This window comes from Streptomyces sp. NPDC104226, from assembly GCF_055584085.1.
Window position 1 is genome coordinate 1 of the sequence record NZ_JBVJMS010000005.1, and the last position, 21755, is coordinate 21755.

The 21755-nt window shown below is 70.1% G+C and carries 24 protein-coding genes and 1 rRNA gene; 10 read left to right on the forward strand and 15 right to left on the reverse strand.

The annotated features are described in order from the left end of the window. Window positions 1-136 precede the first annotated feature (136 nt). A 5S ribosomal RNA gene (rrf, locus tag ACZ60J_RS16350) occupies window positions 137-254 on the forward strand. Between the two features lie 113 nt (window positions 255-367). Continuing rightward, the gene (locus ACZ60J_RS16355) at window positions 368-925 is read left to right on the forward strand and encodes a GNAT family N-acetyltransferase (RefSeq protein ID WP_469682469.1); all 558 of its coding nucleotides are present in this window, start codon (window positions 368-370) and stop codon (window positions 923-925) included. Here ACZ60J_RS16355 and ACZ60J_RS16360 read toward each other — a convergent pair. From ACZ60J_RS16360 to ACZ60J_RS16390, 7 genes are all read right to left on the reverse strand, one after another. Beyond that, on the reverse strand, window positions 922-2535 hold the full coding sequence (locus tag ACZ60J_RS16360; protein ID WP_469682471.1) for a type VI secretion protein: 1614 nt from the start codon (window positions 2533-2535) through the stop codon (window positions 922-924). The two genes, ACZ60J_RS16355 and ACZ60J_RS16360, sit on opposite strands and share 4 nt — an antisense overlap. 1 nt (window position 2536) lies before the next feature. Continuing rightward, complete coding sequence (locus ACZ60J_RS16365; protein WP_469682472.1) at window positions 2537-3952, reverse strand: ATP-binding protein; 1416 nt, start codon at window positions 3950-3952, stop codon at window positions 2537-2539. A gap of 19 nt (window positions 3953-3971) precedes the next feature. Continuing rightward, window positions 3972-5534 (reverse strand): SCO6880 family protein, encoded by a 1563-nt coding sequence (locus tag ACZ60J_RS16370; protein WP_469682474.1) that lies wholly within the window; start codon window positions 5532-5534, stop codon window positions 3972-3974. Beyond that, entirely contained in the window at window positions 5531-6850 is a 1320-nt protein-coding gene (locus ACZ60J_RS16375; RefSeq protein WP_469682475.1) for a hypothetical protein, read from the reverse strand. Before ACZ60J_RS16375 ends, ACZ60J_RS16370 begins: the two co-directional genes overlap by 4 nt. Further along, a complete protein-coding gene (locus ACZ60J_RS16380) occupies window positions 6840-7652 on the reverse strand; it encodes a DUF8175 domain-containg protein (RefSeq protein WP_469682477.1) in 813 nt (270 codons plus the stop codon). Before ACZ60J_RS16380 ends, ACZ60J_RS16375 begins: the two co-directional genes overlap by 11 nt. Before the next feature lie 85 nt (window positions 7653-7737). Next, window positions 7738-8046: a hypothetical protein gene (locus tag ACZ60J_RS16385; RefSeq protein ID WP_008742356.1), complete on the reverse strand. Its 309-nt coding sequence runs from the start codon at window positions 8044-8046 to the stop codon at window positions 7738-7740. A gap of 332 nt (window positions 8047-8378) precedes the next feature. Next, window positions 8379-9236 carry a pentapeptide repeat-containing protein gene (locus ACZ60J_RS16390; protein WP_469682479.1) on the reverse strand — a complete coding sequence of 286 codons (858 nt, stop codon included), beginning with the start codon at window positions 9234-9236 and terminating at the stop codon, window positions 8379-8381. Window positions 9237-9335: 99 nt separating this feature from the next. Here ACZ60J_RS16390 and ACZ60J_RS16395 point away from each other — a divergent pair, with 99 nt between their 5' ends. From ACZ60J_RS16395 to ACZ60J_RS16410, 4 genes are all read left to right on the forward strand, one after another. Next, window positions 9336-9944 carry a LysE family translocator gene (locus ACZ60J_RS16395; protein ID WP_243339416.1) on the forward strand — a complete coding sequence of 203 codons (609 nt, stop codon included), beginning with the start codon at window positions 9336-9338 and terminating at the stop codon, window positions 9942-9944. Between the two features lie 67 nt (window positions 9945-10011). After that, entirely contained in the window at window positions 10012-10824 is an 813-nt protein-coding gene (locus ACZ60J_RS16400) for a thioesterase family protein (protein WP_469682481.1), read from the forward strand. Between the two features lie 182 nt (window positions 10825-11006). Then, window positions 11007-12023 carry a C40 family peptidase gene (locus tag ACZ60J_RS16405; protein WP_469682483.1) on the forward strand — a complete coding sequence of 339 codons (1017 nt, stop codon included), beginning with the start codon at window positions 11007-11009 and terminating at the stop codon, window positions 12021-12023. 213 nt (window positions 12024-12236) lie between these two features. After that, window positions 12237-12950 (forward strand): phosphatase PAP2 family protein, encoded by a 714-nt coding sequence (locus ACZ60J_RS16410; RefSeq protein ID WP_469682485.1) that lies wholly within the window; start codon window positions 12237-12239, stop codon window positions 12948-12950. 28 nt (window positions 12951-12978) lie between these two features. Here ACZ60J_RS16410 and ACZ60J_RS16415 read toward each other — a convergent pair whose 3' ends face one another. The 3 genes from ACZ60J_RS16415 to ACZ60J_RS16425 are packed head-to-tail and all read right to left on the reverse strand — an operon-like array spanning window position 12979 to window position 13637. Then, window positions 12979-13122 (reverse strand): hypothetical protein, encoded by a 144-nt coding sequence (locus ACZ60J_RS16415; RefSeq protein WP_469682486.1) that lies wholly within the window; start codon window positions 13120-13122, stop codon window positions 12979-12981. Continuing rightward, the gene (locus ACZ60J_RS16420; RefSeq protein WP_469682487.1) at window positions 13119-13352 is read right to left on the reverse strand and encodes a hypothetical protein; all 234 of its coding nucleotides are present in this window, start codon (window positions 13350-13352) and stop codon (window positions 13119-13121) included. The genes ACZ60J_RS16415 and ACZ60J_RS16420 overlap by 4 nt, the downstream gene beginning before the upstream one ends. Before the next feature lie 54 nt (window positions 13353-13406). Next, window positions 13407-13637 carry a hypothetical protein gene (locus ACZ60J_RS16425; RefSeq protein ID WP_469682489.1) on the reverse strand — a complete coding sequence of 77 codons (231 nt, stop codon included), beginning with the start codon at window positions 13635-13637 and terminating at the stop codon, window positions 13407-13409. Between the two features lie 146 nt (window positions 13638-13783). Between ACZ60J_RS16425 and ACZ60J_RS16430 the strand changes: the two genes are divergently transcribed. Together ACZ60J_RS16430 and ACZ60J_RS16435 are read left to right on the forward strand one after the other, a co-directional pair. Beyond that, window positions 13784-14623: an SCO4651 family lipoprotein gene (locus ACZ60J_RS16430; RefSeq protein WP_469682491.1), complete on the forward strand. Its 840-nt coding sequence runs from the start codon at window positions 13784-13786 to the stop codon at window positions 14621-14623. A 166-nt stretch (window positions 14624-14789) separates the two neighbouring features. Continuing rightward, complete coding sequence (locus ACZ60J_RS16435; RefSeq protein ID WP_469683310.1) at window positions 14790-14945, forward strand: hypothetical protein; 156 nt, start codon at window positions 14790-14792, stop codon at window positions 14943-14945. Between the two features lie 60 nt (window positions 14946-15005). Here ACZ60J_RS16435 and ACZ60J_RS16440 read toward each other — a convergent pair whose 3' ends face one another. Further along, on the reverse strand, window positions 15006-15344 hold the full coding sequence (locus ACZ60J_RS16440) for a metal-sensitive transcriptional regulator (protein WP_469682492.1): 339 nt from the start codon (window positions 15342-15344) through the stop codon (window positions 15006-15008). A gap of 193 nt (window positions 15345-15537) precedes the next feature. On the opposite strand from ACZ60J_RS16440, the gene ACZ60J_RS16445 reads away from it, so the two are divergent. Both ACZ60J_RS16445 and ACZ60J_RS16450 read left to right on the forward strand, forming a co-directional pair. Further along, window positions 15538-16158, forward strand: a complete 621-nt coding sequence (locus ACZ60J_RS16445) for a DUF47 domain-containing protein (RefSeq protein ID WP_150519007.1) — start codon at window positions 15538-15540, stop codon at window positions 16156-16158. Between the two features lie 5 nt (window positions 16159-16163). Further along, window positions 16164-17162 carry an inorganic phosphate transporter gene (locus tag ACZ60J_RS16450; RefSeq protein WP_469682494.1) on the forward strand — a complete coding sequence of 333 codons (999 nt, stop codon included), beginning with the start codon at window positions 16164-16166 and terminating at the stop codon, window positions 17160-17162. Window positions 17163-17327: 165 nt separating this feature from the next. On the opposite strand, the gene pstB is transcribed toward ACZ60J_RS16450, so the two are convergent. From pstB to pstS, 4 genes are all read right to left on the reverse strand, one after another. Further along, on the reverse strand, window positions 17328-18104 hold the full coding sequence (pstB, locus tag ACZ60J_RS16455) for a phosphate ABC transporter ATP-binding protein PstB (RefSeq protein ID WP_382980126.1): 777 nt from the start codon (window positions 18102-18104) through the stop codon (window positions 17328-17330). 29 nt (window positions 18105-18133) lie between these two features. Beyond that, the gene (gene pstA / locus ACZ60J_RS16460; protein ID WP_469682496.1) at window positions 18134-19216 is read right to left on the reverse strand and encodes a phosphate ABC transporter permease PstA; all 1083 of its coding nucleotides are present in this window, start codon (window positions 19214-19216) and stop codon (window positions 18134-18136) included. Then, window positions 19216-20205 (reverse strand): phosphate ABC transporter permease subunit PstC, encoded by a 990-nt coding sequence (gene pstC / locus ACZ60J_RS16465; protein ID WP_469682498.1) that lies wholly within the window; start codon window positions 20203-20205, stop codon window positions 19216-19218. The genes pstA and pstC overlap by 1 nt, the downstream gene beginning before the upstream one ends. Window positions 20206-20337: 132 nt before the next feature. Continuing rightward, window positions 20338-21474 carry a phosphate ABC transporter substrate-binding protein PstS gene (gene pstS, locus ACZ60J_RS16470; protein WP_469682499.1) on the reverse strand — a complete coding sequence of 379 codons (1137 nt, stop codon included), beginning with the start codon at window positions 21472-21474 and terminating at the stop codon, window positions 20338-20340. Window positions 21475-21755: the final 281 nt, after the last annotated feature.

Consider the following 21755-nt stretch of genomic DNA (forward strand, 5'->3'; position numbering starts at 1 on the left):
CAGATGTGGAAGCCCGGTAACGGGTGGAGCTGACTGGTACTAATAGGCCGAGGGCTTGTCCTCAGTTGCTCGCGTCCACTGTGTTAGTTCTGAAGTAACGAACTGTGTCGTATCCGGTTGGTTAACTTCATAGTGTTTCGGTGGTCATAGCGTTAGGGAAACGCCCGGTTTACATTCCGAACCCGGAAGCTAAGCCTTTCAGCGCCGATGGTACTGCAGGGGGGACCCTGTGGGAGAGTAGGACGCCGCCGAACAATCATTGTGGGAAAGCCCCGCACCAGCCCTTACGGGTTCGGTGCGGGGCTTTTCTGCGTTCACGGGAAATTCGGGTGAGGTCGGGTGGGCCGGCTCGTTAGGATCCCGAGGTATGAACGAGTACCTGATACGTCCTGTCCGGGCTGACGAGTGGGCCAAGGTGAAGGAGCTGCGGCTCGCGGCTCTGCGGGATCCGGCGGCGCCGGTGGCCTTCCTGGAGACCCTTGAGCAGGGCGAGGCGAGGACTGACGAGTTCTGGCAGGAGAGGGCTGCCGGGGCTGCGTTCGGTTCGAGCGTCCGGCAGTTCGTCGCCGAGGGGCCCGATGGGGAATGGGTCGGGACGGTGAGCGTCCTCGTCGAGGGGGCCGGCACGACCGATATCTTCGACGGGGAGATCGAGCAGGCTCAGGCGCACTTCGTGGGCGTGTTCGTGCGGCCGGCGCAGCGGGGTATCGGGCTGACCGAGGAGCTGTTCGCGGCCGCGCTGGAGTGGGCCTGGGGGTTGGAGGAGCCGGTGCTGGCGCGCGTACGGCTCTTCGTGCACGAGGAGAATGCGCGGGCCGGGGCGTTCTACCGGCGCTTCGGGTTCGTGCCGAGCGGGAAGGTCGTGCCGATGCCGACCGATCCGTCGGCGAAGGAGCTGGAGTACGTCTTCCCGCGGCCCGCTTAGCGGGCGGCTACGGGGAGGTCCGCCTCAGGCCAGCGCGAGCGGGCCTGCTCGCGGCTGCGGCACAGGGCGAGGAGCGGGAGCGCCGTGTCCTGGAGGAGCTGCGGCAGTTGGGGGATCGGGGCGACGGCGGCGACGTCCTCGAAGACCAGGCTCAGTGGTGGGTCGAGCCGACCGTCGGATGACCGTGCGGCCATGCGGCGGCCGTGCTCGACCACGCTGGAGGCGAGTGCGGTCAGCAGCGGCATCGCACCCGGGTGGGCCCGGGGGTCTTCCAGGGGTTCGCCCACCACGTAGAGGGTGCCCCCTTCGGAGACGAACGATGCGAGGGCGAGGGAATCGGTTCGGTTCGGGGTGCAGGATTCCCGGATGTGGATCGAGGAGAGGGCCGTCAGGGCCCGGCCCGCGAGGTGTTGGGCGAGTTCGCGGCGGTCGGGGTGGGCGGTGAGTGCGCTCTCCAGCTCGCCGGCCGCGCCGGGGGCGGCCGTGGCCGCCTGGGGGTGCGTGCGGAGGATGCGGATCGGTTCCTGGGCGTTGGTGCCCTGGGCCCAGCGGTGCAGTTGCTTGAACGGGCGGTTGTCCAGGGCGGCGGCCTGGAGCCAGCTGCGAAGGAGCGTTTCCGCGGTGTCCGCGACGGCGGAGTCCATACGTGCCTGGGGGCGGACCGGGGCGAGGAGCGCGATGGCGCGGGCGGCGGCGGTGGCGCGGTCCGCGCAGCCTTCGGTGGGGCTCCAGTGGATGCGGGCCGGGGTGTCGCAGAGGTGCGAGGGGTCGTAGAGGAGGACGGGGCCCAGTTTGGAGCGGGCGTCCTTCGTGTCCGACCAGAGGGCGGGGGAGGACGTGATGACGAGGACGGCGCCGGGGGCGGCTGCGATGGCCTCTGCGGCTGTGGTGTGGCGGGCGGTGGGTGGGGCGTAGGCGATGCTTTGGGGCGGGGTGGGGGGCTGCGGCGGGCTTGGGGCGTAGCCGAAGCCGTAGCGGTACGCCTCGTCCGTGGGCGCGGGGCCGTTGCCGGGGGCTCTGCCCCCGGGCCCCCGCTCCTCAAACGCCGGAGGGGCTGAGTGTCGCTGCGGCGCAGGGTGGGGCTTGGTGGGGGTGGGGAGTGTGGGTGGGTGCGGCGCCGTTGCCGGGGGCCAGCCCCCGGGCCCCCGCTCCTCAAACGCCGGAGGGGCTGAGATGGGCTGCGGCGCAGGAGAGGCCGAGTAGTGCTGCGGTGCCGGAGGGGCTTGCTGGGGCTGTTCGGCTTTGAGGCGGCGGCGGGATTTGGTGCGGGCTACGACGCCCAGGGTGAAGATGGTCAGGACCAGCAGGACCAGGAGCTGGCTGATGAACAGTCCCCAGAAGAGGCCCCAGTTGGAGAGGGCCTCGGGGGGTGTGTCCGGCCAGGCGGCCGGGATGTCGTGGGGTTGAGCTATCAGCGAGCGGACCGCGGTCGGGGTGCGGGTGAAGGTGACCTTGCTCGGCCAGGCGCCCTTCGTGAAGAGTGCAGCCAGGCCGGTGGCCGTCCAGGTGAGGACGGCCAGGCCCAGGAGGAAGGCCAGGAGGCCCACGAGGAGGCCGTCCGGGATGCCGCCCTGGGGGCGGGGGTCCGGGTGGTCCGTGCGCTGGGGCATGTCAGGCCACCGTGGTGGCCGAGCCGCCGGCGTTGCGGTGGCGTTCCATCAGGAGGGCGCGCTCCTCTGTCTCCAGTTCGGCGGCGAGGAGGTCGTCCGGCAGCCGGTGCTGGACCGAGGATTCGGTCATGGCACGGTCCGTGAAGACCAGGGGGCGTTCGGCCTCGGTGATCAGGTGTTTGACGACCTGGACGTTGCCGTTCACGTCCCAGACCGCGATGCCGGGGGTGAGCGTCGGGATGATCTCCACCGCCCAGCGGGGGAGGCCCAGGACCCGGCCCGTGGCGCGGGCCTCGTCCGCCTTCTGGGCGTAGATCGTCCGTGTCGAGGCCATTTTGAGGATCGCCGCGGCTTCGCGGGCCGCTGCTCCGTCCACTACGTCCGAGAGGTGGTGGACCACTGCCACGAAGGACAGGCCCAGGCGCCGGCCGAACTTGAGGAGGCGCTGGAAGAGCTGGGCCACGAACGGGCTGTTGATGATGTGCCAGGCCTCTTCGACCAGGAAGATGCGCTTCTTGCGGTCCGGGCGGATCCAGGTGTGCTCCAGCCACACGCCGACGATCGCCATCAGGATCGGCATGGCGATGGAGTTGCGGTCGATGTGGGACAGGTCGAAGACGATGAGGGGCGCGTCGAGGTCGATGCCCACGGTGGTCGGGCCGTCGAACATGCCGCGCAGGTCGCCGTCGACCAGGCGGTCGATGACGAGTGCGACGTCCAGGCCCCAGGCGCGGACATCGTCTATGGCCACGTTCATGGAGAGGGCGGATTCCGGCTCCGGGTGGCGCAGCTGTTCCACGATGTCCATCAGGACCGGCTGGCGGTCGGTGATGGTTTCCACGACGTAGGCGTGGGCGACCTTCAGGGCGAAGCCGGAGCGCTCGTCCAGGCCGTGGCCCATGGCGACTTCGATGATGGTGCGGAGCAGCGCGAGCTGGCCCGTCGCGGTGATCGCCGGGTCGAGGGGGTTGAGGCGGATCCCGTCGTCGTTCGCGGCGATGGGGTCCAGGCGGATGGGGGTTATTCCCAGCTGCTGGGCGATGAGGTTCCATTCGCCGACGCCGTCCTCGCCCTGGGCGTCCAGGACGACGACCTGGCGGTCCCTGAAGCGGAGCTGGCGCAGGACGTAGGTCTTCTCCAGGGCCGACTTGCCGTTGCCGGACTCGCCCAGGACCAGCCAGTGGGGGGCCGGGAGTTGCTGGCCGTACAGCTGGAAGGGGTCGTAGATGTAGCCCTTGCCGCTGTAGACCTCACGGCCGATGATGACGCCGGAGTCGCCGAGACCGGGGGCGGCCGTGGGCAGGTAGACGGCTTGGGCCTGGCCCGTGGACGTGCGGACGGGGAGGCGGGTGGTTTCCACCTTGCCGAACAGGAAGCTGGTGAAGGCGTCCGTCAGGGCGGTCATGGGATCTCGCATGGGCGGCCGTTCCCTCCAGCTAGCGTCGGATGCCGGTGGCGAACGGCAGGGTGTTGACGAAGGCGCGGTGGTGCTCGCGGTCGCACCATTCGAGCTTCAGGTAGGACTTGCCCGCCGAGGCGCGGATGGTGCGCTTGTCGCGGGCGAGGGCTTCGGGGGAGCGGGAGGAGACGGTGATGTAGCCGACCAGGTTGACTCCGGCGGCGCCGCTCGCGAGGTCCTCGCCGCGCTGGTCGAGCCGGCCGTGCGCCGCGATGTCGCGGGGGTCGACGGTGCGGTTCATCTTGGCGGCGCGCGATGCGTCCGCTTCGTCGTTGGTCTTCTCCGTGAGCATGCGCTCGATGGCGATCTCGGTGGGCTCCAGGTCCATGGTGACGGCGACCGTGCGGATGACGTCGGGGGTGTGGACCAGGAGCGGGGCGAGGAAGTTCACGCCGACCGGGGTCATCGGCCATTCCTTCACCCAGGCCGTGGCGTGGCACCAGGGGGCGCGGGTGGAGGACTCGCGCGTCTTGGCCTGGAGGTAGGTCGGTTCGACGGCGTCCAGTTCCGCGGGCCAGGCGTTGCGCTTGGTCATGGCCTGGATGTGGTCGATGGGGTGGTCCGGGTCGTACATGGAGTGCACGAGGGAGGCGAGGCGGCCCTGGCCCAGCGGCTGGCGGACGCGGATGTCGGCCTCGGCGAGGCGGGCGCAGATGTCGGTGAGCTCGCGGGCCATGACGATGGCGAGGCCGGCGTCGCGGTCGACCCTGCGGCCCTTGGCCGGGGTGGCGGCGCGGGCGATGGTGTGGGCCTCGGCGGCGAGTTCGCGGGTGAAGTGGATGCAGGCGACGAGGTACGCGCGGTGCTGCTCGGAGGAGGTCGACACCATCGACTGGAGCTGGTCGTACGAATCGCGCAGCCAGACGGGGGCGTTGGTGTCACCGCGGGCGGCCACGTCCTTGTCGTGGGCCTCCGGGTCGGCGGGCAGGGTGCGTACGAGCATCTGCAGGCGGGTGACGAAGCCGTCGCCGTTCGCCACGTGCTTGAGGAGGGTGCCGAAGCGGTCGACGAGGGCTTCCTGGTCCTCGCTGTCGCGCAGGCCGACGCCGGGGCCCTCGATCTCGATGGCGGCGGTGACGGTCCTGCGGTCCGCGTGGAGCAGGACGGCGATCTCGTCGGGGCCGAAGGGGGCGGCGAGCCAGTTGATGCGGCCGATGCCGGGGGGCGGGCCGACCTCGACCTCGCGGCCGTCGCCGGCGCGGATGCCGGCCTCCATGGCGCCGGAGCGGAACGTGGTGCCGCGGCGCAGGGTGCGCTTGAAGCTGCGGTTGATCTCGAACCAGCGGTAGAAGGTGCGGCCGCGGTAGGGGACGTAGACGGCGGCGAGGGCGAGCATCGGGAAGCCCGCGAGGGAGACGATGCGCAGGGTGAGGGAGGGGACGAGCAGTCCGCTCATCATGCCGAGGAACGCGCCGACGATGATCAGGGCGATCTCGCCGGTCTCGCGGTTCTTGCCGACGATCGCGTTCGGCCGGGCCCGGCCGATGAGATACGTGCGGCGGGGCGTGACCGGGTGGAGCTGGTGCGACTGGGTCGTCACCGCCCGTCACCTCCTGTGTTCCTCGTGCTGGAGCCCGTACGGGGCGGGGGTGCGGCAGCGGGGCCGCCGCTGTTCCCGCCGCCGGAGCGACGGCTGCTGTGTGCGGCCATGCCTCCGGAGATCTGGTTGTCGCCGCCGGCGCGGTGGGCGCCGCCGCCGCTGTTTCCGCCTCCGCCTCCGCCGCCGCCGCGGCTGCTGTGGGTCTTGATGCCCTGGGAGACGAGGGAGGCCGGGGAGCTGATGACGGCGGCCGCCTGGGCGCCGTCGGTGGCCTTGCTGCGGTTGCTGCGGGCGGAGGCGATCTCGTCGCCGAAGCCGGGGACGAAGCGGTAGATCATCGCGGAGGCGAAGATCGCCAGGAGGATGATGGCGAGGCCCGAGACGACCGCGGAGAAGGCGTTGGGGCCCTTCTCGCCCGCGAGGGCTCCGGCGAGGCCCAGGACGATGACGATCACCGGTTTGACCAGGATGACCGCGATCATGATGCCGGCCCAGCGGCGGACGTGGCCCCAGAGGTTGCGGTCGACGAGGCCGGCGTAGACGACGGTGCCGAGCAGGGCGCCGACGTAGAGGAGCGCGGCGCGGATGATCAGCTCGAGGCAGAGGACGCCGGCGGCGAGGACGGTGACGAGCGCGACGACGATCAGCATGATCGGGCCGCCGCCGATGTCGTCGCCCTTCTTGAGGGCCTCGGCGAAGGAGCCGAAGAAGACGTCCGTCTGGCCGCCGGTGGCGGAGGCGATGACCTCGGTGACGCCGTCGGTGGCGGAGACGACGGTGTAGAGGATGAGGGGGGTGAAGGCGGAGGCGAGGACGGTGAGCCAGAGGAAGCCGATGGCTTCGGACATGGCGGTGGTGAAGGGGACCCCGCGGATGGCTCGCTTGGCTACGGCGAAGAGCCAGAGGATGAGCGTGAGGATGGTCGAGGCGGCGAAGACGATGGCGTACTGCTTGAGGAACGTGCCGTTGGTGAAGTCGACGTTGGCTGTGCCGTTGATCGCCTTGCTGAGTTCGCCGACGATCCAGGCTGCGGCGTCGGCGCAGCCCTTTGCCAGGGAGGCGAGGGGGTTGAGGGCGTCTGTGGGGTCGCTGGGAGCGAGGCCTGCGCCGGGGTTGTTCGGAGGGGTGCCCTCGGCGTTGCAGTACTGCTTCGCAGGGCCGATCAGCAGGTCGCAGGGGTCGTCGTTCGGCAGCGTGGACGGGGCCGGCGTCGGTGTCGGTGTCGGGGCGGCGTAGGCACGGTTCGCCAGTCCTACGATGGCCAGTTGGGCGGAGGCGACGAGCACGCCGGCCCGGAGCCGGAGGCTAGCGGGCATAGGTGAAGCCTCCGAATTCCTTGATGGCCTTGCTGATCTCCTCGGACGGGGACGCGACCGCATCACCGGGGACCGGCGCCGGACCTTCTTGCTGGGAGTCGGAGACGACCTTCCAGTCTCCGTTCGCCCAGACCAGTTCGAACGTCCAGGTCTTCCACGTCGTGCGGACCGGGTCGGTGGACTTCGGCCCGGACATGCCGATGAGGCCCGTGTACCAGACGGAGACCTTCGCGCTGGTGGGCGCAAAGCTGTCGGTCCGGGTGCCGACGGGGACGGCTCGGGTGACGAAGGTGCTGCCCTGGGGAGGGTTCCCGTTCGCGTCGAGGCCGAGCTTGGCGAGGAACGCGGACGAGTACGCCTCGTCCTGAGGGGCTCTCAGTTTGGCTGCTGCGTCCGGGGTGTAGATCCCGTCCACGAGGGTGTGCCGGGTGTTCTTCTTGAACATGCCGTCGGAGCCGAGGGCCACCGCGTAGTTCGCTGCCGCTGACTGGGCGCCCTGTTCGGTTTGGGCGAAGCCCTTCGGGATGCCTCCGGACTTGCCGTCCACCGGGGGGATGCCCGTGGCTTCCGTCGGGTTGGTGGTGGCGGGGGCCTTGTCGGCGGTGGGGGGGGCTTCCGGGGTGTGGGACTGGTTGGCGAAGGCGATGGCTGCGATGAGGAGGACCACCACGCCGACGACCGTGATCAGGCCTCGGGAGGTGCGCCGGGGTGGGGCGTACGGGTCCGAGGGCTCCGGGAAGCGGGTACGGGTCTGGCCGGTGCCGCCGACCTCGCCGCCACCGTATTGGTCGTCGGTGCTCATTCGGTGTTCGCCCCCTCCGCGTCGTACGACGGTAGCGCTGGTATCCGCGCAGGCGCGGTGTGGTGAGTCCTCATCAGGGCTCGGGCTAGACGGCCATTCCGTAGACGATCGTGAAGAGGGTGCCCAGTGATCCGATGATGAAGACGCCCGTCAGGCCGGCCACGATGAGGCCCTTGCCCTGTTCCGCGCTGAAGGTGTCGCGCAGTGCGGTGGCGCCGATGCGCTGCTTGGCCGCGCCCCAGATGGCGATGCCCAGGCAGAGCAGGATCGCCACGGCCATGACCACCTCGATCATGACCTTCGCTTCGTTGCCGAGACTTCCGAACGGGCCCCAATTCGGGGCGATTCCGCCGATGATGGTGGTGATGTCGCCCTTTTCGGCTGCCAGGATCATGTAACTCACCGCCCCTGTATGGGTAGTTCCGGTAGCCCGTGCCCGGACGGCAGGGGTCACGCCCTATCTTCCCTGATGAAACCGCCGTCGGATGTCGACTTGACTGCTCTCTTTACCCGATCCGTCGCCCCGGGTGTCGTCCGTATGTCCTGACCTGGGGTCGGGCGGCGTGTGGGGGAAAGAACGTATCGTCACTCTGTGTATCACGCGGGGTGACCATGGGCAATGATTGCCGTCTCGGTGCGGTGGTGGCTCGGATCGGGCCGCGCCGTTTGGCGCAACGGGGTGTGGTTCGGGGGCGTCGGGGGCGCATCCGTGTGCGGTGTGCGCCGTCAGTGGCCCGGGTCGGTGTCCGGCCAGTGCGCGGGGCGCGTGAGGGAGCGCGGGATGCGGGTCGCGGCGTTGCCGCGGGCGGCGTTCAGCTGGGGCTGCGTGAGGAAGAGGGCGTCCGTGAGGTCCGCGTCGCGCAGGTCGGTGTCGCGGAAGTCCGCGCCGATGAGGTCGGCCGTGCGCAGGTCTGCGCCGCTGAGGTCGGCGGCGATCAGGTAGGCGCCGCGGAGGTTGGCGCCGCGCAGGTCCGCTCCGGGGAGGCGGGCGCCCATCAGGTCGGCGCCGCGGTGGTTCTTCTTGCGGCCCGCCACCTTCGCCCGTACGAGCTCGCTGGTTTCGAGGAGGAGGGTGTTCACCTCCTGGCGCAGGGGGGTGATGTCGAACTCGGCGAGGGCCTCCGGGGTGGCCCCGGTCCACCGGGTGGTGTCGGCCAGGGCGGTGCGCAGCTGTGCGTGCAGGGGGCGGGCGGCGGGGAGGGTGAGGGCTTCGGCGAGGTAGAAGAGCAGCTCGTGCAGGTTCCGCATCACGGGGAAGACGGTGAACATCGTGGCGGCGGTGGCGGGGTGGGAGCGCCAGTCGCGGCCGCCGAAGGTGATCTGGGAGACCTGCTGGCCGGCGCCGAAGCAGTCGAAGACGGTGCAGCCCTGGAAGCCCTTGTCGCGCAGGCGGGTGTGGATGCCGCAGCGGAAGTCCTGGCCGAGGTTCTTGCAGGGGGTGCCGGCGGGCTTGTTCGCGGCGAAGTCGGTGGACTTGGCGAAGGGCAGGGCCACGCAGCAGAGCGCGAAGCAGTGGGTGCAGTCCGCTTGGAGGAGGGGCAGCGGGGCGGGGGCGGCGGGACCGGTGGAGGGGGGCTTGAGCACGTCCTCATTGTCTCCCCGTGGGGGAGTTGCCTGGTCGTCGGGTGGCCGGGATGCGGAAAGCTCTTGATCGTCGTGGGAGGGTCCGGGGAGCATCGGCGTATGACCGAAGTGATCGCAGTAGCCGTCATCACCTTCCTCGCCGTCATCAGTCCCGGCGCGGATTTCGCCATGGTCGTCCGCAACAGCTACCTCTACGGTCGGCCCACCGGGCTGTTCGCGGCCGCGGGGGTCGCGGCCGGGGTGCTGGTCCACGTCTCCTACACGATGCTCGGGGTCGGTCTGCTGATCGCCTCCTCCGCCGAACTGTTCACCGTGATCAAGCTCGCGGGTGCCGCGTACCTGGTGTGGATCGGGATACGGACCTTCCGGGCGCGGGCCGAGGTGGCCGTGGACTTGGAGGAGAAGGGCGGGTTGACGCCGTTCGGGGCGCTCAGGAGCGGCTTCCTGACCAACGTGCTCAACCCGAAGACCACGCTGTTCGTCGTGTCCACCTTCACGCAGGTGGTCGGGCCGGGGACTCCGGTGTGGCAGCAGGCCGGGTACGGGCTGTTCATGTCGGCGGCGCACCTGGGCTGGTTCGGGGCGGTTGCGCTGTTCTTCTCCAACTCCCGCCTGCGGGATCGGATGCTGAAGGCGCAGAAGGCGCTGAACCGGGCCATCGGCTCGGTCCTGGTGGGGCTCGGGGTGGGGCTGGGCTTCGCCCGCTGAGCTTTCGGGCTCCGCGTCGGGGGGTGGGGCTGGCGGGCGCGGATTACCAGTCGGTAGCGTGGCCGGCATGGGTGCCCAGAGCGGTGTCAGCGATGTGGACGGGTTTTACGAGCGGGTCGACGCGGGGCGGTTCCTGTCGAGCGGCTACACGCGCGGCCCGTGGGATCCCGGCTCGCAGCACGCCGGGCCGCCGGCCGCGCTGCTCGGGCGGGCGATCGAGGAACGGCCGGGCGGGCGGGACGACATGCGGATCGCCCGGATCACCTACGAGATCCTGCGCCCGGTGCCGATCGGCCCGCTGGAGCTGACGACCAGTGTGCTGCGGGCCGGCCGCGGGACCGAGGTGGTCGAGGCCGCGCTCGCTCCCGCCGGGGCGGCGCCCGTGATGCTGGCGCGGGCGCTGCGGATCCGGGTGGCGGGGGAGTCCGTGCCGTCTGTCGTACCCGGGCCGGAGCTGCCGCCGCCGGGGGAGGTGGGGCCGACGCCGTTCTTTCCGGTGCCGTGGGAGCAGGGGTACCACTCGGCGATGGAGACCCGCTTCACGCAGGGTGCGTTCGTCGAGCTGGGTCCCGGGACCTGCTGGATGCGGATGAGGGTGCCGCTCGTCGCCGGTGAGGAGCCCCGGCCGCTGGACCGGGTGCTGGTCGCGGCGGACTCGGGCAACGGGATCAGTTCGGTCGTGGACTTCGGGCGGTACCTGTTCGTCAACGGGGACCTCACCGTGCACCTGCACCGCCATCCGGCCGGTGAATGGGTGTCCGTGGAGGCCCGTACGAGCGTGGACGCGGCGGGCATCGGGCTGGCGGACGCGCGGCTGCACGACGAGAAGGGGCCGATCGGGCGGAGCGCACAGAGTCTGTTCGTCGCGCCGAGGGGATAGCCCGAAGTAGGCAGACAGGGGTTCAAGTACTTCGTATCGTCGTATGAGTTCACCCGTCCGCGGGGGTCCGTGCTCCAAGTGCCGCGGGTGCGACGGTTCCTGTGCCGCTGCCCCGGCGGGATGATTCGACACGGGGTGGCGGGAGTCCCGGGAAAAGCCGTTCGATGGGGGAAGGTTGGCGGGTGCGCAGACTCTGGGTGGTCGGTGGAATCAGCTTCGGGGCGTGCCTGTGCTTTCTCGCCCTGCTCGTGGTCGGTACGTACTCGGCGGCCGCGGGCATCGCCGGCGTCGGCGGGCGGGCCGGTGGGCTTGCGAAGGGGGCCGTGCCGGGTAAGTACCAGTCCCTGGTGCAGAAGTGGGGCAACCTCTGCCCGACGCTGAGCCCGGCGGTGCTGGCGGCCCAGCTGTACTCGGAGAGCGGCTGGAACCCGGGCGCGGTGAGCCCGGCGGACGCCAAGGGCATCGCGCAGTTCATCCCGGGCACGTGGGCGACGCAGGGCATCGACGGGGACGGCGACGGGGACCGTGACATCTGGGATCCGAACGACGCGATCCCGTCGGCGGCTTCGTACGACTGCGTGCTGGCGCGGCAGGTGGGCAAGGTGCCCGGGGACGCCGTCTCGAACATGCTGGCCGCCTACAACGCGGGTCCGGGGGCGGTGCAGAAGTACGGGGGCGTGCCGCCGTACCGGGAGACCCAGGGGTACGTGAAGACCATCACGACCCTCGCCAAGAGCTTCGAGGCCCCCATCGGGCGGGTCGCGCCCTCGCAGCAGGCGGCCGGGGCGATCTACTTCGCGCAGAAGCAGCTGGGCACCCCCTACTTGTGGGGCGGCAACGGGACGCCCGAGCAGGGCGGGCGGTTCGACTGCTCGGGGCTGACCAAGGCGGCGTACGAGTCGGTGGGGGTGGATCTGCCGCGCGTGGCGAACGACCAGTACAACGCCGGTCCGCATCCCTCGCGCGCCGAACTGCTGCCGGGGGACCTGGTGTTCTTCTCCGACGATCTGACGAACTCCCGGGAGATCCGGCACGTCGGGCTCTACGTGGGCGGCGGATACATGATCAACGCCCCGTTCACCGGAGCCGTGATCCGCTTCGACAAGATCGACACGCCCGACTACTTCGGCGCCACACGAGTGACGAAGGACGGCGCGGAGGCCTTGCCCCGGCGCGAAGGCGTCGGCAACACAGCGTGAACCGAAGGCCCTGAGCTGCAACGATGAGTCACTCTTCGATAACGTTGGGGTGATCGTTCAGTGGAGAGTGGAACGCAGCCGCCAGAACGGGCGTTCCATGGTCACTGGGGGCAGGACGAGCGGAAGCGCCGGATTGATCACCGGGGGGCGAAGGGCCGCACATCGGCGTGCGGCCGTACGGGTACCAAGGCAAGGGCAAGGGGCCGCATCACCATGGCTGGACTCACAACAGGTGGGCCGAACGTGGATGTAAGCCTGCTGTACGAGATCAACGGACTGGCGCGGCAGGCCCCGGGCTGGCTGGACCGGACGGTCGCGCTCCTCGGCGAGTACGGGATCCTGCTGGCCCTCGTCCTCCTGGTGCTGTGGTGCTGGCGCGGAGCGCGCCGGCAGGAAGAGGCCGCCGCCGTCGAGTCCTTCGCGGCGCTCGTGTGGGCCCCGCTCGCCGCCGGGGCCGCGCTGCTCCTCAACGTCCCGCTGCGGGAGTTCGTGGGCCGGCCGCGGCCGGCCGCGCAGCACGGCGGGGTCGAGGTGCTGGATCCCGGCGCCGGGATCGGCCACAGTGCCTTCTCCTTCGTCAGCGACCACGCCACGCTGGCGATGGCGCTCGGCGTCGGCCTGTTCGTCGCCCACCGAAAGCTCGGCTTCATCGGGATCGGGCTGGCCCTCGCGGAGGGGTTCACGCGGGTCTACATGGGCCTGCACTACCCGACCGACGTCATCGGCGGGCTCGCCCTGGGCACCGCGGTGGTGCTGCTGCTCGCGCCGCTCGCGATGGCCCTGCTGACCCCGGTGGTGCGCAGGGTGGCCCGGTCCCCGCGGCTGGGCGTCCTGGTCCGGGCGCGCGACCGCGTGGTGCCCCGGCCGGTGGACCTCGCGGCGACGGAGCCGGCGGGGCGCGGGCACGAGAACGACCTCGCCGCCTGAGGCGGTGCTCCGGGCGGTGTCCGGAGCGTCAGCCGATGCCGTACGCGTTCCAGACGCTCAGGGCTACGGCGGCCAGCAGGCACAGCGCCGCGGCCCCGAAGCAGACGCGGACGGCGGCCGGCCGGGACCGCGGAGGCGGCGGGTTCGGGGGCGGCGGCACGGGCGGGGTCACGGTTCGCCGCCGTGGTCGGTGGCGTCCGTCTCCGCCTCGGAGCGCCGGTAGCGGGAGCGCAGCCACAGGCCGGTCGCGGTGGCCGCGGCGGTGGTGACGCCGATGGCCAGCGCGACGTCGCCGGGCCCGTCGGCCGTGCCCACGGGGCTGGCCCGGGCCGGGGCGACGGGGACGAACGCGATCAGCAGGGCCCAGGTGAGGGCGGCGAGTCGTGGCGCGGGTCCGGGCATGAGACAAGGGCAACCGCTCCCGGGCGCACCGGCCAGCCGGGCCGTCCGATCGGGCTACTCCGGGGCGTGGCCGGCGGCGTCCTTGCGGGCCAGGTCGCGGGAGCGGCGGGCCGGGCCGCGCCAGCCGCACGTACAGGCGGCCAGGCTGAAGGAGCCCCGTTCAGAGGTGCTCGTGGCGTGGTCGGCGGATGGTGTCGGAGCCGGGGCAGTGCCGGGACCGGGGTCGCGGGGCAGCGGCACTGCGGCAAGCGGAGGGACGAGCGTCGCTTCGGTGTGCGGATCCACTCCACCAAGGTACCGGGCCGGGGGCGGCCGGGGCACTGGCCCGGCGCACGGAGGGCGCAGCCGTGACGGGAGGCCCGGGACCTCGTTAAGCGGAGCGGGTAGGGGGCCTCGGGCAACAGCGGTCATGCGTTGGGGGTTGGCAGGCGATGGTGGTGCACCAGCACAGGCACAGGCGGGGTCGCGCGGGTCGGGCTGCGGTCGCGGTCGGCCTGGCCCTGACGGTGGCGGCGTTGAGCGGGTGCGGTGGCGACGCCGTCGCGGGCGACGACGCCCGCCCCGCCGACGACCCGGCGGCGACGGTCCGCGGTGCCGCCGACGCGCTCCTGCGGACCGGGAGCGCGCAGACCCGTACGGCCATGGAGATGGCGACGGGCGGGACCCGGGTCACGATCCGGGGCGAGGGCGGGGTCGACTTCAAGAACCGGATGGGGCAGCTGCTGGTCATGCTCCCCGACGACGCCAAGGGCAAGGCCGAGCACCGGCCCATCACCGAGCTGCTGGTGCCCGGCGCGCTGTACATGAAGAACCGGGGCGCGGGCGTCCCCGACGACAAGTGGGTCCGCATCGACACGACGGCCCTCGCCGACGGGAACCTGGTCACCGGCGGGGCCACCGATCCGATGGCCGCCGCCGAGCTGCTGCGCGGGGCGCAGGCGGTGACGTACGTGGGCGAGACCGAGGTGGCCGGGACCAAGGTGCGCCACTACCGGGGGACGACCGACATCGCGCGGGCCGCGGCGCAGGCCTCACCGGCGGTGAAGGGGGCGCTGGAGGCTGCGGCGAAAGGGTTCAGCAAGGACGCGGTGCCGTTCGACGCCTACCTGGACTCCGAGGGTCTGCTGCGGCAGGTCCGGCACCGCTTCAGCTATGTGAACGACGGCGTGATCGATGTGTCTTCCACCACGCTGCTCTACGGATTCGGGACCCCGGTCGCCGTCGTGCTGCCGGCCGAAGGGGACATTTACGCCGGGAAGATCGCCGATTAGCCCGCCGGAGCCTCCCGGGGCGGTGCGATCGGGCCACGGGCGGCCGCCGATCCCCCTTGGGGGGGCCGGAAATGGTCCATCGGTGTCATGCGCGCCCCGCCGTGCGCTCCCTACGCTGAGAAGCCGAGCGCCGGCGACCGGACGACGGCAGATTGAGGTGACACGCGTGACTCCCGCAGGCGGATCGACGGTGCAGGACCTCGTGGCGCTCGCCGAGATCGAGCTGTGCGGGGAGTTGATCATCGCGGCGTCGGCCGCGGCCGAGGAGAGGCTCAGCCAGGACCGGATCGACGAAGTGCTCATGGGCGTGTGGTCCGGCTGACCCCCGCTGGGCTTGATCTCCGCCGGCCCTGCTGACCCCTCCCCGCCCTCGTGCGTCCGGTCAGGTGCGCAGCAGTCGGGCGATCGCCTTCGTCGCTTCCTCGACCTTGGCGTCGATCTCTCCGCCGCCCTTGAGGGCCGCGTCGGCGACGCAGTGCCGCAGGTGCTCCTCCAGGAGCTGGAGCGCGAAGGACTGGAGCGCCTTCGTGCTGGCCGAGACCTGGGTGAGTATGTCGATGCAGTAGACGTCCTCGTCGACGAGGCGCTGGAGGCCCCGGATCTGGCCCTCGATCCTGCGCAGGCGCTTGAGGTGCTCGTCCTTCTGGTGGTGGTAGCCGTGCACCGCGCCGGCTTCGGCGTCGGTGGTGGCTCCGGAGCCCTCCGCCTGGATGGCAGTCATGCGTCCTCCCGTGGTCCGGCATGGGGGCCTATACCCCTCATGGGTATAGGGTACCGGCCCTCGGCCGCAGGGGCAGGGGCCCGTCGTCCTCACTCTGCCTGATGGAGGACACTGGGGAACTGCCGGTTAGCCGTGGCCGGGGGATGCGCCTAGCATCAGCCTGACCGAATCCAATGCACCCCGAGGACCTCACGTGCGATTTCGTCTGACCCCCAGGGAGACGAGCTTCTACGACATGTTCGCCGCATCCGCGGACAACATCGTCACGGGCTCCAAGCTCCTCATGGAACTGCTCGGAGCGGACTCCTCCGCACGGGCCGAGATCGCGGAGCGGATGCGGGCAGCGGAGCACGCGGGAGACGACGCGACCCACGCGATCTTCCACCAGCTCAACTCCTCCTTCATTACGCCGTTCGACCGCGAGGACATCTACAACCTGGCGTCCTGCCTCGACGACATCATGGACTTCATGGAGGAGGCGGTCGACCTGGTCGTCCTCTACAACGTGGAGGAACTGCCCAAGGGCGTCGAGCAGCAGATCGAGGTACTGGCGCGCGCGGCCGAGCTGACCGCCGAAGCCATGCCGCACCTGCGCACGATGGAGAACCTGACCGAGTACTGGATCGAGGTCAACCGCCTCGAGAACCAGGCCGACCAGATCCACCGCAAGCTGCTCGCCCAGCTCTTCAACGGCAAGTACGACGCCATCGAGGTGCTGAAGCTCAAGCAGATCGTCGACGTGCTCGAAGAGGCGGCCGACGCGTTCGAGCACGTCGCGAACACGGTGGAGACCATCGCGGTCAAGGAGTCCTGAACCTCGTGGACACCTTCGCTCTGATCGTGACCATCGGTGTCGCGCTCGGCTTTACGTATACGAATGGTTTTCACGACTCCGCGAACGCGATCGCGACCTCGGTCTCGACCCGTGCGCTGACCCCGCGTGCCGCGCTCGCGATGGCCGCGGTCATGAACCTCGCCGGTGCCTTCCTCGGCAGCGGGGTCGCCAAGACGGTGAGTGAGGGCCTGATCGAGACGCCCCACGGCAACCGGGGCATGTGGATCCTCTTCGCGGCGCTCGTCGGCGCGATCGTGTGGAACCTGATCACCTGGTACTTCGGCCTGCCCTCGTCCTCCTCGCACGCGCTGTTCGGCGGCATGGTGGGCGCGGCGCTGGCGGGCGGGACCGAGGTGATCTGGTCGGGCGTGGTCGACAAGATCGTCATCCCGATGTTCGTCTCGCCGGTGGTCGGCCTCGTGGTCGGCTACCTGGTGATGGTGGCCATCCTGTGGATGTTCCGCCGTGCCAACCCGCACAGGGCCAAGCGCGGTTTCCGCATCGCGCAGACGGTCTCGGCGGCCGGCATGGCGCTCGGCCACGGTCTGCAGGACGCGCAGAAGACCATGGGCATCGTGATGATGGCCCTGGTCATCGCGGACGTGCAGGACCAGGGCGACGCGATCCCCGTCTGGGTCAAGATCGCGTGCGCCGTGATGCTCTCGCTGGGTACGTACGCGGGCGGCTGGCGCATCATGCGCACCCTCGGCCGCAAGATCATCGAGCTGGACCCGCCGCAGGGCTTCGCGGCGGAGACCACCGGCGCCTCGATCATGTTCGGCTCGGCGTTCCTCTTCCACGCGCCGATCTCCACCACCCACGTGATCACCTCGGCGATCATGGGTGTGGGCGCGACCAAGCGGGTGAACGCGGTCCGCTGGGGCGTCGCCAAGAACATCATCCTGGGCTGGTTCATCACCATGCCGGCCGCGGCGCTGGTCGCCGCCCTCAGCTTCTGGGTGGTCAACCTCGCCTTCGTGTGACCGCACGAGCCGTAGGACGCCGGCAGGACATGCAGTAGGAAAAGCAGGAGCAAGTCGGCAGGAAAAGAAAGCGGGCCGGTTCCCCCCACCCAGGGGGAACCGGCCCTTTCGCCTTGCGGTGGCACCGCCATGCAGCACCGCAGGACGCTCCATCACATCCCGGGTCTAGCCGAAGCGGCCCGAGATGTAGTCCTCGGTCGCCTGGACGGACGGGTTCGAGAAGATCCGGTCCGTGTCGTCGATCTCGACGAGCTTTCCGGGCTGGCCGACCGCGGAGAGGTTGAAGAAGGCCGTGCGGTCGGAGACGCGCGCCGCCTGCTGCATGTTGTGCGTCACGATGACGATCGTGAAGCGCTCCTTGAGCTCGCCGATCAGGTCCTCGATGGCGAGGGTGGAGATCGGGTCGAGGGCCGAGCAGGGCTCGTCCATCAGGAGGACCTGGGGCTCGACCGCGATGGCGCGGGCGATGCACAGGCGCTGCTGCTGACCGCCGGAGAGGCCGGAGCCGGGCTTGTTCAGGCGGTCCTTGACCTCGTTCCAGAGGTTGGCGCCCTGGAGGGACTTCTCCACGATGTCCGTGAGCTCGGACTTCTTGAAGGAGCCGTTCAGCCGCAGTCCCGCCGCCACGTTGTCGAAGATCGACATGGTGGGGAAGGGGTTCGGGCGCTGGAAGACCATGCCGACCGTGCGGCGGACCGCGACCGGGTCCACACCGGGGCCGTACAGGTTCTCGTCGTCCAGCAGCACCTTGCCCTCGACGCGGCCGCCGGGGGTGACCTCGTGCATGCGGTTCAGGGTGCGCAGGAAGGTGGACTTGCCGCAGCCGGAGGGGCCGATGAAGGCGGTCACGGAGCGGGGCTCCACGGTCATCGAGATGTCGTCGATGGCCTTGTGGTTGCCGTAGAAGGCGGACAGTCCGCTGACGTCGATTCGCTTAGCCATGAGGGGTCACTTCGCTTTCAGGAGTCGCGTCAGCGACCGGTCTTGGGGGCCTTCCAGCGGGCGATGCCGCGGGCCACCAGATTGAGGATCATGACGAAGGCGATCAGGACGAGCGCTGCGGCCCATGCCCGGTCGTAGGAGGCTTCACTGCCGACCTTGTACTGCTCCCAGATGTACAGGGGGAGCGAGGACTGGGCGCCTTCGAAGGGGTTGTTGTTGATCAGCTGGGTGCCGAAGACCAGCAGCATGATCGGTGCGGTCTCACCCGCGATGCGGGCGACGGCCAGCATCACGCCGGTGGCGATGCCGCCGATGGCGGTGGGGAGCACGACCTTGAGGATCACGCGCCACTTCGGCACGCCGAGGGCGAGCGCGGCTTCGCGCAGCTCGTTCGGGACGAGCTTGAGCATCTCCTCGGTGGAGCGGACCACCACGGGCATCATCAGGATCGACAGGGCCATCGCGCCGGCGAAGCCGGAGGGGCCGAAGCCGAGCATCAGGTTCCACGTCGTCAGGATGAACAGACCCGCGACGATGGAGGGGATGCCGGTCATGACGTCGACGAAGAAGGTGACGGCCTTGGCGAGCGAGCCCTTGCCGTACTCGACCAGGTAGACGGCGGTCAGCAGGCCGATGGGGGCCGAGATCGCGGTGGCGAGGGCGACCTGCTCGATGGTGCCGAGGAGGGCGTGGTAGACGCCGCCGCCGGCCTCGAAGCTGGTCACGCCGTTCATCGAGTGGCCGAGGAAGTTCCCGTCGAGGACCTTCATGCCGCGGCTGATCGTCGTCCACAGCAGCGAGAGCAGCGGGACGAGGGCGAGGACGAAGCAGACCCAGACGACGGAGGTCGCGACCCGGTCCTTGGCCTGGCGGCGGTTCTCGACGATCGAGCTGGCCGTGTACGTGATGACCACGAAGAGGACGGCTGCGAGCAGACCCCACTGGATCTTGCTGTCGAGGCCGAAGACGGCGCCGATGCCGGAGCCGAGGGCGACCGAGGCGACGGCGATGCCGGCCGGGGCCCAGCGGGGCAGGTGGCCCTGGGTCAGGCTGCCGGGGGCGACGGACCGGGTGGCCCGGGAGGGGCGCTGGTCCTGGAGTGCGTGGCTCATCAGGCGTTCGCCCCCGAGAAGTCCTTGCGACGGGCGATGATCAGCCGGGCGGCGCCGTTGACCAGCAGGGTGAGCAGGAAGAGCACGAGACCGGAGGCGATCAGGGCGTCGCGGCCGAACTCGTTGGCCTCGTCGAACTTCGCGGCGATGTTCTGCGCGAACGTGCCGCCGCCCGGGTCCAGGATGTGGCCGGAGATCAGGAAGCTCGGGGAGAGGACGGTCGCGACGGCCATGGTCTCGCCGAGCGCGCGGCCGAGGCCGAGCATCGAGGCGGAGATGACTCCGGAGCGGCCGAAGGGCAGGACCGACATCCGGATGACTTCCCAGCGGGTCGCGCCGAGGGCCAGTGCGGCCTCCTCGTTCATGCGCGGGACCTGGAGGAAGACCTCGCGGCTGACGCTGGTCACGATCGGCAGGATCATGATCGCGAGCAGGATGCCGACGGTGAAGAGCGAGCGCGCGACGCCGACCTGGGTCTTGTCGAAGACGTAGGTCCAGCCCATGTACTCGTCGAGCCACATGTTCAGGCCGCCGAGGTACGGGACGAGGAAGAGGGCGCCCCAGATGCCGTAGATGATCGACGGCACGGCGGCCAGCAGGTCGACCACGTACGCGATGGGGGCGGCCAGCTTGCGCGGCGCGTAGTGCGAGATGAAGAGGGCGATGCCGACGGCGATCGGAACCGCGATGAGCATCGCGATGATCGAGCTGACGACGGTGCCGAAGAGCAGGACGGCGATGCCGAAGACGGGGGGCTTGGCCGAGGCGTTCCAGTCGAACGTGGTGAGGAAGTTGCCCTCGTTGTCGGCCAGTGCGATCGAAGCGCGGTAGGTGAGGAAGACGGCGATCGACGCCATGATCACCAGGAGCAGGATGCCGGAGCCCTTGGAGAGGCCCGCGAAGATCTTGTCACCGGCGCGGCCGGTGGACCTTCCGCTCGTGGAGACAGGCGGAGCCGTGTCTATCTGGGTGGGTGTGATGGAAGCCATGATCTTTCCGGTCTGGACGGGGGCGAGGCCCCCTGGCGGCGGTGCACCGGATCCCCTGGGTGGAGGGGAGGGTCCCCGGGGCCGGTCCGCCCCCCGGACGGGGGGAGCGGACCGGCGGTCCGGGGGTCTTGATTAGCTGATCTTCGCGAGGACTTCGCGGACCTTGGCGTTGATCTCGGCCGGGATCGGCGCGTAGCCGTTCTCGAGGAGGATCTTCTGGCCCGCGTCGGACGCGGTGTAGTTCAGGAAGGACTTCACGGCCGGGAGGGTCTCGGGCTTGTTGCCCTTGTCGCAGACGACCTCGTAGGTCACCAGGACGATCGGGTACGCACCCTCGGCCTTGGTGGCGTAGTCGAGCTTCAGCGCCAGGTCGTCGCCGGTGCCGGAGATCTTGGCGGCGGCGATGGCCTTGGAGGCGTTCTCGCCGGTGGCCTTGACCGGGGCAGCGGCGCCGGTGGCGACGTCCACGGTCTTGATGCTCTGCGAGGAGGCGTAGGAGAGCTCGAAGTAGCCGATCGCGCCGTCGACGGCCTTGACCTGCGAGGCGACACCGGCGGAGCCGGAGGCGGCCTGGCCACCCGGGGCCGGCCACTTCTTCGCGGCTTCGTAGGTCCACGCCTCGGGGGCGGCGGCCTTGAGGTACTTGCCGAGGTTCTCGGTGGTGCCCGAGTCCTCGGAGCGGTGGAAGGCCTGGATCGCGGTGGAGGGAAGCGTGACGCCCGGGTTCAGCTTCTTGATCGCCTCGTCGTCCCACTTCTTGATCTTGTCGTTGAAGATCGCGGCGAGGGTGGGGGCGTCCAGGACCAGCTTGTCCACGCCGGCGACGTTGAAGCCGATGGCGATGGGGCCGCCGACCATCGGCAGGTCGATGCCCTGACCGCCGGTGCAGATCTTCTTCGACTCCTCGACGGCGTCGGGCTTCAGCGCGGAGTCCGAGCCGGCGAAGCCGACGGTGCCCTGGTTGAAGGCGACGATGCCCTCACCGGAGGAGGAGGACTTGTAGTTGACCTCGATGCCGGGGCAGGCGGCCATGTACGCCTTCACCCACAGGTCGACCGCGTTCTTCTGCGCGGAGGAACCCGAGGCGAGGAGCTTGCCCTTGGCGTCGCCGCACTTGATGTCGCCGACGGCGGCGGAAGGCTTGCCCGAGGCGCCGGCGTCGGTCTTGGTGTTGTCGTCCGAGCCGCACGCCGTGAGGACCAGGGCGCCGGACACGACGAGCGCCCCGAGGGCGGAGGCACGAAGCATGTTCTTGCGCTGAAGCTTCACTTTCGGGTGTTTCCTTCCAGAAGCCGCCGGCCGCTTTCTGTATCGGGGCGGCGTGCGAAGAGGACTACGTCGGTTGCCCGGAGGAATCGTCCGCCTGTGCGGCGACTCGCTCCCTGCATCACCGAAGTTAGGCAGATCAGGTGAAGCGGCCGACCGGGGTAAGTGAACGGATGGTGAACCGTGGCGGACGGGGTGGTGCGTCCGGGCGGGTTCGGCATCCGACGTCATCTCCCGTTATCCGGCCGTTACCGATGCGTGACCCGCCGGGTGGGCGCGCGGCA